The sequence below is a fragment of the Ditibartonella apihabitans genome (assembly GCF_002007485.1).
GTDB classification, from domain to species: Bacteria; Pseudomonadota; Alphaproteobacteria; order Rhizobiales; family Rhizobiaceae; genus Bartonella; species Bartonella apihabitans.
In genome coordinates this window covers 1,634,785-1,647,066 of the sequence record NZ_CP015820.1, presented here as the reverse complement: position 1 = coordinate 1,647,066, position 12,282 = coordinate 1,634,785, and the positions used below count along the sequence as shown (strand labels likewise).

10 protein-coding genes, 1 other RNA gene and 1 pseudogene are annotated in these 12,282 nt (G+C 45.4%); 3 read left to right on the top strand and 9 right to left on the bottom strand.

Annotation, left to right across the window (positions count from 1 at the left end; translation table 11 throughout):
* Positions 1–16: 16 nt before the first annotated feature.
* On the bottom strand, positions 17–622 hold the full coding sequence (locus tag BBC0178_RS07465; RefSeq protein ID WP_077973576.1) for an SCO family protein: 606 nt from the start codon (positions 620–622) through the stop codon (positions 17–19).
* Between the two features lie 212 nt (positions 623–834).
* Between BBC0178_RS07465 and BBC0178_RS07460 the strand changes: the two genes are divergently transcribed.
* Both BBC0178_RS07460 and BBC0178_RS07455 read left to right on the top strand, forming a co-directional pair.
* Entirely contained in the window at positions 835–1,476 is a 642-nt protein-coding gene (locus BBC0178_RS07460; RefSeq protein ID WP_077973574.1) for a DapH/DapD/GlmU-related protein, read from the top strand.
* A 107-nt stretch (positions 1,477–1,583) separates the two neighbouring features.
* Positions 1,584–3,299 (top strand): thiamine pyrophosphate-dependent enzyme, encoded by a 1,716-nt coding sequence (locus BBC0178_RS07455; RefSeq protein ID WP_078039695.1) that lies wholly within the window; start codon positions 1,584–1,586, stop codon positions 3,297–3,299.
* 113 nt (positions 3,300–3,412) lie between these two features.
* Here the strand turns inward: BBC0178_RS07455 and BBC0178_RS07450 are convergent, their stop codons facing one another.
* From BBC0178_RS07450 to ssrA, 6 genes are all read right to left on the bottom strand, one after another.
* Positions 3,413–5,893: an ATP-dependent helicase gene (locus tag BBC0178_RS07450; RefSeq protein ID WP_078040407.1), complete on the bottom strand. Its 2,481-nt coding sequence runs from the start codon at positions 5,891–5,893 to the stop codon at positions 3,413–3,415.
* 75 nt (positions 5,894–5,968) lie between these two features.
* Positions 5,969–7,075 carry a serine/threonine protein kinase gene (locus BBC0178_RS07445; protein WP_078039694.1) on the bottom strand — a complete coding sequence of 369 codons (1,107 nt, stop codon included), beginning with the start codon at positions 7,073–7,075 and terminating at the stop codon, positions 5,969–5,971.
* Between the two features lie 298 nt (positions 7,076–7,373).
* On the bottom strand, positions 7,374–7,634 hold the full coding sequence (locus BBC0178_RS07440; protein ID WP_078039693.1) for a ribbon-helix-helix domain-containing protein: 261 nt from the start codon (positions 7,632–7,634) through the stop codon (positions 7,374–7,376).
* Positions 7,624–7,815, bottom strand: a complete 192-nt coding sequence (locus tag BBC0178_RS07435) for a DUF4169 family protein (protein WP_077971934.1) — start codon at positions 7,813–7,815, stop codon at positions 7,624–7,626. Before BBC0178_RS07435 ends, BBC0178_RS07440 begins: the two co-directional genes overlap by 11 nt.
* Before the next feature lie 11 nt (positions 7,816–7,826).
* Complete coding sequence (locus BBC0178_RS07430) at positions 7,827–8,408, bottom strand: SspB family protein (protein ID WP_077971933.1); 582 nt, start codon at positions 8,406–8,408, stop codon at positions 7,827–7,829.
* A 275-nt stretch (positions 8,409–8,683) separates the two neighbouring features.
* Positions 8,684–9,054, bottom strand: a transfer-messenger RNA (tmRNA) gene (ssrA, locus tag BBC0178_RS07425).
* A 179-nt stretch (positions 9,055–9,233) separates the two neighbouring features.
* Here ssrA and BBC0178_RS07420 point away from each other — a divergent pair.
* A pseudogene (locus BBC0178_RS07420) lies at positions 9,234–9,460 on the top strand (DUF2853 family protein); the annotation flags it as partial.
* A 386-nt stretch (positions 9,461–9,846) separates the two neighbouring features.
* Here BBC0178_RS07420 and BBC0178_RS07415 read toward each other — a convergent pair.
* Positions 9,847–11,190 (bottom strand): dicarboxylate/amino acid:cation symporter, encoded by a 1,344-nt coding sequence (locus tag BBC0178_RS07415; RefSeq protein ID WP_078039692.1) that lies wholly within the window; start codon positions 11,188–11,190, stop codon positions 9,847–9,849.
* Positions 11,191–11,876: 686 nt separating this feature from the next.
* Positions 11,877–12,272 carry a SpoIIAA family protein gene (locus BBC0178_RS07410; protein ID WP_077971930.1) on the bottom strand — a complete coding sequence of 132 codons (396 nt, stop codon included), beginning with the start codon at positions 12,270–12,272 and terminating at the stop codon, positions 11,877–11,879.
* Between the last annotated feature and the right edge of the window lie 10 nt (positions 12,273–12,282).

Sequence of the window (12,282 nt, the reverse complement as noted above, 5' to 3'; positions counted from 1 at the left end):
TTTATCCTTATGTCTTTTATTGTTTTGCCAGACTCTTGAGACGCTCTATAGCAATCTGGTCTTTCAATTCATTTCTGTTTTCTTCCACGCTATAAGGGATGACGCCGGCAAATTGGCCGCCTTTTTTGGTAAGAAGTATTGCCGCTGTGTGGTCGTAAGTATAATCGCCATTCTCACCGGGTACTTTTTCAGCCGCAATATTGAAAGAAGATACCAGTTTGTGAACTTTTGCAGGATCACCACTTATGCCGACAACCTTGTCGGTAAAATTCGATAAATAATCATGGAGAACTTCCGGAGTATCCCGTTCGGGATCCACCGTGATGAACCAGATATTGATTTTATCCGCATCCGGTCCGAGTTCCTTGATCCAATTTGTCATACTCATCAATGTTGTCGGGCAAATATCCGGACACATTGTATAACCGAAAAATATCGCAGACGGCTTTTCGCGAAGTTCAACCTGCGTAACGGTTTTTCCATTGGAATCGGTAAGGCTGAAATCCTCACCCAGTGGCGGACTGACGAAGGTTTGCCAACCAAATATGAAGGCCATAAAAACCGCAACCAATAAAACAATGTAAAAAACACTTGAAACAGTACTTTTGGTTTCACTCGTCATTGCCAAAATCCCTTGAGCTTGATGCATCGTCATAAAAGCCACTCGCGTGACCCCTGAAGATGATATTTCAAAATATATCGGTATGAAAACGATACTGCAATGAAAAGCGGAATTTAAATAATATTTGTCGACAAGCTTGGGGAGAATAGTCGGGATTGCACTTCTAGTCTATGCGTTTTATGGTAACGCAGTATTCAATATACCAGATTATCATGAGCATATCGCCAACAGATCAACGCTTTCAGGATAGTGAACCGCGCATCCATTCAACAGCCAAACTCCACGGTTGTAAACTTGGCCGTTTTTCCGAAATCGGCGAACGGGTTCTCTTACGTGATGTGACGGTTGGAGATTTCAGCTATTTCGAGCGCAATGGTGAAGCAATATATACCGATGTCGGCCGTTTTTGTTCGATTGCTTCGAATGTCCGGCTCAATGCTCTTGAACATCCGATGGAACGGGTAAGCATGCATAAAATGACTTACCGTCCGAATGAATATTTTCGTTTCATGACACTGGATAGTGCTTTTCGCGAGCGGAGACATAATAAACGCGTGACATTGGGTCATGATGTCTGGATCGGGCACGGAGCAGTGGTGATGCCGGGGATTACCATCGGCCATGGTGCGGTGATCGGTGCCAATGCGGTTGTTACCAAAGATGTTATTCCTTACGAGATTGTCGGCGGTGTTCCGGCAAAGCGAATAAGAATGAGATTTCCCGACTACATTATTCAGGCGCTTCTCGACCTTTGCTGGTGGAATTGGCCGCTAAACACACTTTATGAAGCTATACCCGATATGCAACAACTCTCGGCTGAAGAATTTATTGCAAAGTGGAAAAAGCTGGTCTGAGATTAAAAAAATCATCAAAGACAGGTGATAACACGAATTTTATTTTCAATTTCTCGTTGTTTCTCTCAATAGTTATTTTGTACTTCAATTTTGAAAGGAAATTGAAAATGTCTTCTAAACGTGTTGGCGAGATTATCGTGGAAACACTGCAAAACGCAGGTGTGAAACATTGTTACGGCATTGTCGGTGATACACTCAACTATATCACCGATGCGATATATCGCTCGAAAATCGAGTGGGTCCATACACGCCACGAAGAAGCTGCTGCTTTGGCAGCAGGAGGAGAAGCTTATTTGACTGGCGAATTGAGTGCATGCGCAGGCTCGTGCGGGCCGGGGAGCTTGCATCTTATCAACGGAATTTATGAATCAAATCGCAATCGCGCTCCGGTTGTGGCTATAGCAAGCCAGCTTTCAACCGAGGTTATCGGCAGTGAATGGCCGCAGGAAGTCGATTTTCCCGCACTTTATTCACATTGCTCGGTATTTTGCGAGCAAATTTTGAACCCGGAGGAAGCCCAACGCATAACCGTCGAAGCATGTCAGGCAGCACTGACAAAAAGAGGTGTTGCTGTCATTGTTCTGCCGGTTAATGTTTCCATGCAAACGGTAAGCCATGTTACGCAATATAGCGTTCATCGGCCGAATCCGGTTATTCGCCCTTCCGATAGCGAACTTGAACAAGTTGCATCCCATTTGAACAAGGGCAAAAAAGTTGCAATCTATGTCGGTTCGGGTGTCAAGGGGGCTCATGACGAAGTAGTCGCTTTGGCTGCCAAATTGAAAGCACCAATCGGGCATTCATCAAAATCGAAAGATTTCATCGAATATGACAACCCGTATAATATGGGAATGAATGGCATGTTGGGTGGAAAGCCCGGTTTTGACATGGTTGAACATTGCGATACTTTGCTTCTGCTTGGTACCGATTTCGCTTATACTCAATTTTATCCGGACAAAGCGACGATTATTCAGGTGGATGAGGATGGAACCCATCTGGGGCGCCGTCATCCCGTCAATATGGGGTTGATCGGGGATGTCAAATCGACAGCGGCAGCACTTTTGAAATATGTTGACGAAAAGAAAGATACCGGTTTTCTCGACCAGTGTTTGAAAACCAAAGTCGAGGCCGAAAAAGCCGAAGCGAAGGAAACCTCTGTTTCAAAATCGATTATTCATCCGCAATATCTCGTTTCGCTTATCAATCAATATGCCGATGATGATGCGCTGGTTACAGGTGACTGCGGTTCGCCAATGGTCTGGTTGCTTCGCCATTTCAAAACAAATGGCAAGAGAAGAACCCTTGCAAGTCTTTCCCATGGAACCATGGCAAATGCTTTGCCGCAGGCTATCGGTTTCAAAAAAGCCTATAAAGACAGACAAGTTATCTCTCTTTCGGGCGATGGTGGCCTTGCCATGTTGATGGGCGAGCTTTTGACTGTTGTTCAGGAAAAGGTTGACATCAAGATTGTGGTTTTCAACAATTCTTCACTCAACTTTGTTGAACTTGAACAAAAGGTTGAAGGACTGGTTGATCATTATACCGATCTGCAAAATCCGGATTTTGCAAAACTCGCCGAATCCATTGGCATAAAAGGTTGGAAGGTTGACAAGCCGGAAGAACTCGAAGGCGCTGTCAAAGCCTTTTTGAGTGCCAAAGGTCCGGCACTTCTTGATGTCAAAACCAGCGGATATGAACTGGTTATGCCGCCAAAGGTAACGGCCGGTGAAGTTTCCGGAATGGCACTTTATGGTACCAAGGCGATTATGCAGGGACGTGTGAAAGATGTAACCGATCTGCTCATTCACAATTTCATCAAATAATCACTTGAGTAATTTGATAAAATAAAAGGCAGAACATTGATTTATTTTCTGCCTTTTTTAAATTTTATGGATGTTGCAGCAAAATCAGATGATAGCGGCCAGCCAAAAGATGCTCAGACTTTTTTGACAAAACTGTCGAGCACGCGTTTTTCACCTGCTTTGTCAAAAGCAATGGTGAGTTTGTTTCCGTCAATTGCTGCGACATTGCCATTTCCGAATTTGATATGAAAAACCCTGTCGCCCACGCTGAATTCGGACGGTTTGTCGGAAACGGATTTGGCGATGAGTTCGCCTTCTATGGTTTTCGAACGCGCTGCCCGTCCTGCACCATAGCCGGAATCGACTTCCCCATAACCGATGCGTTCAACATTGGCGCCCGAGCGGTTACCCCAATTGGTGCGCGTTGCTTCGGTTGCATTCTTTTTGGCTCTCTGCCAGCCAGGTGTTGAATAATTGTTCTGGAACGGCTCCTGTCGATCAAAGCGCGATTGCCCATAACCGCCATAGGATGTTTCTACTTCTGCAACTTCAACATGTTCATTAGGCAGTTCATCAAGAAAACGCGACGGAATGGTTGATTGCCACAACCCGTGAATGCGCCGGTTCGAGACAAACCAGATATGCAGATTTTCCTTTGCACGGGTAAGCCCGACATAAGCGAGGCGCCGCTCTTCTTCAAGTCCCGCACGCCCGCCTTCATCAAGTGAACGTTGATGGGGAAACAGCCCTTCTTCCCAACCGGGCAAGAATACGGTGTTGAATTCCAGCCCCTTGGCCGAATGCAGTGTCATGATATTGACCGCATCCATATCTTCGTTCTTTTCTGTATCCATAACCAGCGAAACATGTTCAAGAAAACTTCTCAAACTCTCGAAATCTTCCATGGAATGGATAAGCTCTTTCAGGTTTTCAAGACGCCCCGGAGCTTCGGCAGAACGATCAGCCTGCCACATGGCGGTATAGCCGGATTCATCCAGAATAATTTCTGCAAGTTCGGTATGGGGAGTATTATCAAGCATATTCTGCCAACGGCGGAAATCTTCGACGAGTTTTCTCAAAGAACTTCTGGCCTTGGGCTTCAATTCGTCGGTTTCTACCATTTCCTGAGAGGCTTTGAGCATAGGCTCATTGCGGGCACGAGCTGTATCATGAATTTGACGAACGGTTGCTTCGCCAAGGCCACGTTTGGGCGTGTTGATAATACGCTCGAATGCAAGATCATCGGCGGGTTGTGTAACAACACGGAAATAGGCGAGCGCGTCGCGAATTTCTTGCCGCTCATAAAAACGCGGGCCACCGATAACGCGATAATTAAGCCCTAATGTGACAAACCGGTCTTCAAATTCACGCATCTGGAAGGAGGCGCGAACAAGAATGGCAATGTCGTTCAAAGCTAGGCCATGATGTTGTAATTGCTCGATTTCTTCACCAATAGCGCGCGCTTCTTCTTCCGAATCCCAGGCAGCATGGACTTTGACCTTCTGGTCATTTTCCGTTTTGCTATCGGTAAAAAGCGTTTTACCCAACCGGCCTTCATTATGGGCAATGAGATAGGATGCAGCTCCCAGAATATGCGAAGTCGAGCGGTAATTGCGTTCAAGACGAATGACAGTGGCACCGGGAAAATCTTTTTCAAAACGCAAAATATTATCAATTTCGGCACCGCGCCAGCCGTAAATTGACTGGTCGTCATCACCCACGCAACAAAGATTGACAGTTTGTCCGACGGGGCGCTGTGCCAATAGCCTCAGCCATAAATATTGTGCTGTATTGGTATCCTGATATTCGTCGACCAGAATATAGCGGAATTTTTTATGATATTCGCGCAAAACATCGGCGTTTTTCTGAAAAATATGGATGGGATGCATCAACAAATCGCCAAAATCACAGGCATTCAGCGTTTGTAAACGTTCCTGATAGGCACGATAAAGCTCGCGCCCTTTGCCATTGCCAAATGAGCGGGCATCACCTTCCGGTATCTGGTCGGGTGCAAGGCCATGGTTTTTCCACCCGTCAATCATATTGGCAAAAGTGCGCGCCGGCCATCTTTTGTCGTCAAGCCCTTCAGCCTGAATGAGCTGTTTGATAAGCCTTATTACATCATCTGTATCAAGAATGGTGAAATTGCTGTTGAGCCCCACAAGCTCCGCGTGACGACGAAGAATCTTGACACCGATCGCGTGGAAAGTGCCAAGCCACGGCATACCTTCAACCGCGCCGCCGACCAGTTCACCAATACGGTTTTTCATTTCACGCGCGGCTTTATTGGTGAATGTGACTGCCAGAATCTGGCTCGGATAAGCAAGGCCAAGCCGCAAAATATGGGCAATGCGTGTGGTCAGAACCCGCGTCTTTCCCGTGCCTGCACCGGCCAGAACCAGAACCGGACCTTCCGTTGTTGTTACAGCAAGGCGTTGTTCGGGGTTGAGTTTTTTAAGATAATCGGCGTCAGCATCGGCATTACGGCGCGCAGCCATGGCGCGTTCTGCCAAACCAGTTTGACCATTACGAGCTTCATCGTGCGCAGAAGATTGCGGCGTCGGCTTTTTCGGCTCATCATCAAAAAACGGTATATCGTCAGGAAAATCGGTCATCATCACCAATCTAATGGTTCAAGATATTTTCTGCTAGGCTAGACTTGACGCTTTTACACGAAAATGAACGGAAAATCACTTTTTTTTGCGCTGTGCTTCATATTGATAGACACGCCGGTCAGTCAAATTTTTCCGGTTGTCTATGATTGGCGCAACAATCGGTTTCAAATTCGGCTCGCGTCTGATCAAGGCGACAAGATCATTGAGTTCGTTCATGGCAACGAGTTTTATAATGTCATCACGAATGGAGCCGTCTTCGCGCTTGGGCAGTTGATGCACAACTTGTAGAGACTCGATTTTCTGTCCTTTCAGAAGGTCGCGAACGGCTTTTTCGTCAAGTTTGTCGGATTCGACAAAAACATAAAGCCCTACACCCTTCGCCGGAAGCGAATAGGTTGCGATGGCAATATCGCCAATATCGGGATTGTCTTTCAAAAGATTGCGAATGACCGGTCCCTGATGTTGGACGCGGTCACCTGTTCCATCTCCATCCGACCATTTGAACATGTCTTTGGTAATAAAATTATAGACACGTTTTCCGGTCGCTAACCATAGACGTGACGGCCAGGAGCGGTTTTGCAATATCCGCTTTTCTGTCGGTGTCAGTAATTCGGGTGCAAAACTTCTTTTTTGTTTTATGAGATGGCGGAAATCTTCATAAGCAAAATAGCGATAGAGAGCACCTCGGCGTTTATGCACGCTTGCCAACTGGAAATCAATGATCGAAGCTTTCCCGTCGCTTGTCATCAGCCAGTTTTGCGGCTTTGCAAGATCGTTATGGGTAATGCCCATGCGGCGCAAATTACGAAGTATTTTGAATGCACTCAAATAAAATTCGGGTTTGTTCGGGCGCGCCAGATGTAATGGCGTTCCTTCACTCCACGAGCGATAAAGCCCGTCTTTATCAACCGCAATAAGCTGTGGCACGCCGTCAAGCCCGCGCACCTTCTTTAATGCCCGTATTTCTCTTCGTGCCAATATCCAGGCAAGCGGGCGAGACCATTTTGGCGCAGCCGTAACAATGCGGCGGATAACGCGTTTATGCGGATCATCAGCAAAATAGCCAACCCGCGTTTCCGAAAAAACATCGCGTTTCAAAACCATCAAGGCCACAAATTCTGTTAAAAATTGTGGGTCTTTCAAAGGTGGCAAAGCGCTGTCTGAATCGGCAAAATGTTCCATAGTGTTGAGTTAGACGGTTGGCTCTCTTCTATCAAGTCCGTTTGTTCAAATCGGGTAAAATTATAAAGGAGAAAAGAGAGGAAATAACTATTATTTTCAATTTTTTACAGAAAATTGCATTCTTTGCCATTTGTTCATGAGACACTTGTGTCAAATCGGAGGCAGATTATCCAAAGATGGACAAAGATAATATCCCGATTGACCTTCTTTTATTGACGAGCATTACTGGCACATAAAGGCGTGATCCGGTTTATCAATTCAAATAATGATAGCCCGATATGAGGCGGGGTTATCACGCTTAGGAATGCTGTGCCAATTCGAGTGCAAAAAGGCGTAACGAGGCTGAAAGGTTGACTCCTGCCGGTCTTGCCTCATCAACACATGTAACAAGGCTGGCAAAGGATAGACCCTGAGCTTCCGCTTCGCGCAACAAAATGTTGATATAGGCTTCTTCGAGCGAAATACTTGTTGCATGACCGTCAATGCGTACCGAAATCTTTTTCGATTGTGCTTTTTGCCAGTCTAGTGCAGCGATTGAAGACAGAATTTCATCCTTCATCTTCGTCGTGCCGAATTTTTCTCAAATCAAGAAAACTTACGGTTTTTTTCTTTTGCTTCTCTTCGAAATTGCGCTCGACTTTAGTGCGGCCGAAAATGACTCGGTTTTCGCTCGCTTTTGTTTCGTCATTCTGACGTTTTTTCTGTTTGCGAAATTGCCTTAAATTGACCAGATCAGCCATGAAAAAACGCCTTATTTCTTGCGAAAAGCATCAAGCGAGACAACATCTGCCGACGGTTTCTTTTCTTTTGGCGTTTGTTGACCGTCTTTTTCGGTTTCTGTCTTTGAATGTGACTTCAATTTTACAGCAGATTTTTTCTTGTCTTTCTTGTCTGCAAGAATGGTAAGCTCGCCACCCTCGGTCTCTTTTGCAAGTGTCTTCACGTCCGGACTGTCATTATCGCTTTTGGGAAGATCGGAGGCGAGATCGAAAGCCGCTTCGAAAGCAGCCGTAGGATCATAGAATACCTGAACAGCAGAAAACGGTATAACCAGACGTTCGGGAACATCGCCGAAAGAAAGACTGACTTCAAAGCCGCTTTCGGAAACGTTCAAATCCCAAAACTGGTGTTGCAAAACAATTGTCATTTGATCGGGATAACGTTCTTTGAGACGTGAGGAGATTTTCACGCCCGGAGCGTTCGTCAGAAACGTAATAAAAAAATGATGGTCACCCGGAAGGCCGGCTTTTGCTACTTCAGACAAAACTTTGCGAATAACACTCCGTAAAGCGTCCTGAACGAGAATGTCATAACGGATCTGATCATGAACCATTGAAAACCTGTTCCTTCTCCGATGTATTTTATCCAAACTTGGCAATCATCTCTAATGCAATGTAGACGGTCTTTATGCAATGAGGCAATCAAAATCTCCTCAAAAATTTTATTGAATTTCTGTATGACAATATCTTCCGGGTCTTCCGGCTTTGTTTTTTACTAAAACAAGAATCGTCAGGAATGGCTCCCCGCTCCAATTCAAGGTTCACGAGAGAAAAATGAACAATGAACTTTTACCAATAAAACTAATAGAGAGAACGCTTACAGACAGATAGTGAAGGCTTCTGTTGCCAGGTGCCTCCGAACCCCGCTTGGACCGGCGAAGGTCCAAGACTTAATTTGAAGCGTTCGCGCCGCAATTAAGCAGCGAGACGAGCTTCCGCATAGTTGTCATTTGCAACTACTTAAGTAGCCCGATAACGGTGGTACAATGCCGGGTAAAAGAGCAATCTTTACGCCCTTGTCGATCCTGTTTCGCCCCCTTCATAACAAAAACAGCTACAATAGCGTGAGCCGTTTTGGTTGTGGTGGAGGCGCCGGGTACCGCCCCCGGGTCCAATGGGTTTATTACACTGTCCATTTATTACCATAGCTGGCAAGCCAGCAAGCCCAATATAGGTAAATCAGGGTAAAGAGAAAAGGGGGGTTGTTTAACTTTTTCGCGCTCTATTTTCTACTTGGTAGAGATCAAAAAATACCGGACCTGTCCGGCTCTGACACTGATTTTCTCGGGGGCATAAAGTCCGAAACGGGTTTAACAGAAGATCATTAACCGGTCATTTTAAAAAATATCACCAATTTTTCCGATAGGAGACTGAAAGCAATGAAAAACCATTTGGAGCAAATAAAAAAATATGACGCAAATCCCGACGAGGATGCGGTTAAACGGCTAGAGAACCGTTTGTCACTTACTTTGCAAAAACGCGATGCTGCCGAGGTTGCTGTAAGCGATCAGAAAGAGCTTCAACGGGTAGAAAATGGGCCGAAGAAAAGCTCGGTGCAGATGTCGAACAGAGTAAACGTGCAGTGAAAAAGACCGCCGAATTACTGAAAACGGAACATATGAAGAATCGGGTGACATTTTATTATTTTGTTGCCAAAGAATTGGGGCTTTTGGGCAAGATTTGACAAACGCGAGCCAAAACTGGACAAGCCCTAGCCAAAAAGTCGGAGTGAGAAAGTCCGGTTAGGTCGAATAGATAGCCCGCTTGCCCGAGCGTTTATAGAATTTTTCAGAATAGAGAAGCACATATGCTTTGTTTGGTTTGATCGGGCGCTTTGTGTGGTTTGATCGGGATGTGGCTTGATCGGCGCATGGGGTATCTCGTTCATGGCCGTAATCTGGGCGTGGGTTTATTGGAGATTGCCCAAAATAAAAGCCCCGAAAAGAGGGGCTTTTAATCGGCATAGTGTCTTTCCTGATAAACCAAACAGTGTTATTTGGCTTCTTCACTTTTCTGTTCCTCAACATGGTGATGACCATGTTGATGTTCATGCCCGCCTAGAACCTTGTGAAGTTGGACTGTGTCTAGCTCGTTTTCCCAACGGGCAACCACAATACAGGCAACCGCATTACCAACAAGATTGGTCAATGCACGACATTCCGACATGAAACGGTCGATACCGAGAATAATTGCCATACCGGCAACAGGAATAGCCGGAACGGCGCCAAGTGTAGCAGCAAGCGTAATAAAACCGGCACCGGTCACACCGGCAGCACCTTTTGAGGAGATCATCGCCACAACAAGAATAAGGATTTGATGCTCGAGGGTGAGATTAATATCCAATGCTTGTGCGATGAACAAAGTTGCCAATGTCATATAAATGTTGGTACCGTCGAGGTTGAATGAATAGCCTGTCGGAATAACCAGACCAACGACCGATTTTTTTGCTCCCGCATTTTCCATCTTTTCCATCAAGGTCGGTAAAGCGGCTTCGGAAGAGGAAGTACCGAGAACCAGTAGCAATTCATCTTTGATATAGCGAACCACTCTGAAGATCGAAATGCCGTTATACCAGCAGACAGCCCCGAGAATGACGACAACAAACAAAATCGACGTGATATAGAAGGTTGCGACAAGGAAGAACAGGTTGATGACCGAACCAATACCGTATTTGCCGATTGTGAAAGCCATTGCACCGAAAGCGCCGATAGGAGCTGCTTTCATGAGAATGGCTACCAATTTGAAAATCGGTGTGGAAAGAGCATGGATGAAATCCAGAATAGGACGGCCACGTTCGCCAACTGATCCCAAAGCAATACCGAACAATATGGAAAAGAACAGTACCTGAAGGATATCTCCTTCGGCGAAAGCGGAAACCACTGTCGAAGGAATGATGTTCATCAGGAATTTGACGATTGATGCATCATGGGCTTTTTCAGCGTAAACTTTGACCGCAGCGGTGTCGAGTGAAGCCGGATCGATGTGCATTCCAGCACCCGGTTGCAAGACATTTCCGATGATCAAACCGACAATCAAAGCCAGAGTTGAAAAGGTGATAAAATAAAGCATGCATTTACCGGCGACCCGTCCGACTTTTTTCAAGTCGCTCATACCGGCAATACCGCTTACAATGGTCAAAAAGATAACCGGTGCGATAATCATCTTGACCAATTTGATGAAGGCATCGCCAAGCGGCTTCAATGATGCACCGACATCAGGATAAAAATATCCGAGCAAAATACCACAGATGATCGCGAATATTACCTGTACATAAAGTACTTTATAGAGCGCACGACGATGATGTGGTTGTTTCATTTGTTCAATTTTGTAAGCCATGAAGCCTCCCTCTGATCGACCGTGCTATTACTCATGTTGCATCGGCGGCTCCTCGGCCACCGCCCGGTCGACTTCTACAATAAAGTCTCGCAAGTCATATGCCAAGAGACTATTGGTCTGCAAGTTTATTTGAACGGAAAATAACCTTAAATATTGATAATTTTGATAAAAACGCACAGAAATTGTCGGAAAAAACCGTTCTTTTTTTGAGCTTATCAACAACCGATTTAAAAAACGGGGCGTGCCGTAGCGCAGCTATTCTATTTGGCCATTCTTTGTAGCGGCAAAAGTTTCAATCGGACGAAACACTTCAAGCTCCGGTTTTAACCGGATTCGAATATCGGCAAACATGGTTATAAAACGACGCTATCCAACTCCGTTAAAGCCGGGTTTGTAAAAAACAGGAACCACCGGTTATTTTAAATGATGAGACAGCTTTGCTTCGGCTATAAAACATCGGGGAGAATAACAATTCTGTCATCTGTTGTCTTTAGACAAATGCCGGTTCTTTTGAAGCTATATCCGGTTGGCTATTGATATTGATCCGGTTGAGTCTTTTGCCGTGTTTCTCGCTGATAATATTAGAAATCCGGTTTGGGAAAGCATGTTGCGGTTGCATTTTGTCATGGACAAAGCTTTTTATACTGCCCGTTAAAAACAATGTGAAAGTTGAATAGTTGATATGATCAAACAGGTTTTGCCCCGATATAGTCCCAGGCTTTATCAATATTTTCGGAAGCAAACCATTTTGTTTCGATACGTCCGAAAGGCCGGAAAAACTCAATCGCAAGATTGAGCCAGGAGGGGCCGCCGACAATGGCATAACGCCTCAGTTTTTTGAAAGCTTCTGCTCTGATCCTGGCTGTATCTTCGTTAAAGAGACTTTCCCAATCAATTCCGTCATATTCTTTAAAAATGACAATCATATCAATATGATTTTGCCCTTCCGCTTCTGCTTCAAAAAGTCCATAGAGATTTTCCACATCGGAAGAAGCAAGCACACCGTTAACGGAAAAACCGATTGCACCGGCGCGGTTGGTTTTGATCTTGGAGATCACCGGTATTGTATCTTCGGGTAACATGCTTTTGCCC

What these genes read in the sequence shown, in the direction of transcription:
- BBC0178_RS07460 (WP_077973574.1), top strand. Translation starts at nt 835, where the DNA reads ATGAGCATATCGCCAACAGATCAACGCTTTCAGGATAGTGAACCGCGC.
- BBC0178_RS07440 (WP_078039693.1), bottom strand. Translation starts at nt 7,634, where the DNA reads ATGAAGGATGAAATTCTGTCTTCAATCGCTGCACTAGACTGGCAAAAA.
- BBC0178_RS07455 (WP_078039695.1), top strand. Translation starts at nt 1,584, where the DNA reads ATGTCTTCTAAACGTGTTGGCGAGATTATCGTGGAAACACTGCAAAAC.
- BBC0178_RS07430 (WP_077971933.1), bottom strand. Translation starts at nt 8,408, where the DNA reads ATGGTTCATGATCAGATCCGTTATGACATTCTCGTTCAGGACGCTTTA.
- BBC0178_RS07415 (WP_078039692.1), bottom strand. Translation starts at nt 11,190, where the DNA reads ATGGCTTACAAAATTGAACAAATGAAACAACCACATCATCGTCGTGCG.
- BBC0178_RS07410 (WP_077971930.1), bottom strand. Translation starts at nt 12,272, where the DNA reads ATGTTACCCGAAGATACAATACCGGTGATCTCCAAGATCAAAACCAAC.
- BBC0178_RS07465 (WP_077973576.1), bottom strand. Translation starts at nt 622, where the DNA reads ATGACGAGTGAAACCAAAAGTACTGTTTCAAGTGTTTTTTACATTGTT.
- BBC0178_RS07435 (WP_077971934.1), bottom strand. Translation starts at nt 7,815, where the DNA reads ATGGCTGATCTGGTCAATTTAAGGCAATTTCGCAAACAGAAAAAACGT.
- BBC0178_RS07450 (WP_078040407.1), bottom strand. Translation starts at nt 5,893, where the DNA reads ATGACCGATTTTCCTGACGATATACCGTTTTTTGATGATGAGCCGAAA.
- BBC0178_RS07445 (WP_078039694.1), bottom strand. Translation starts at nt 7,075, where the DNA reads ATGGAACATTTTGCCGATTCAGACAGCGCTTTGCCACCTTTGAAAGAC.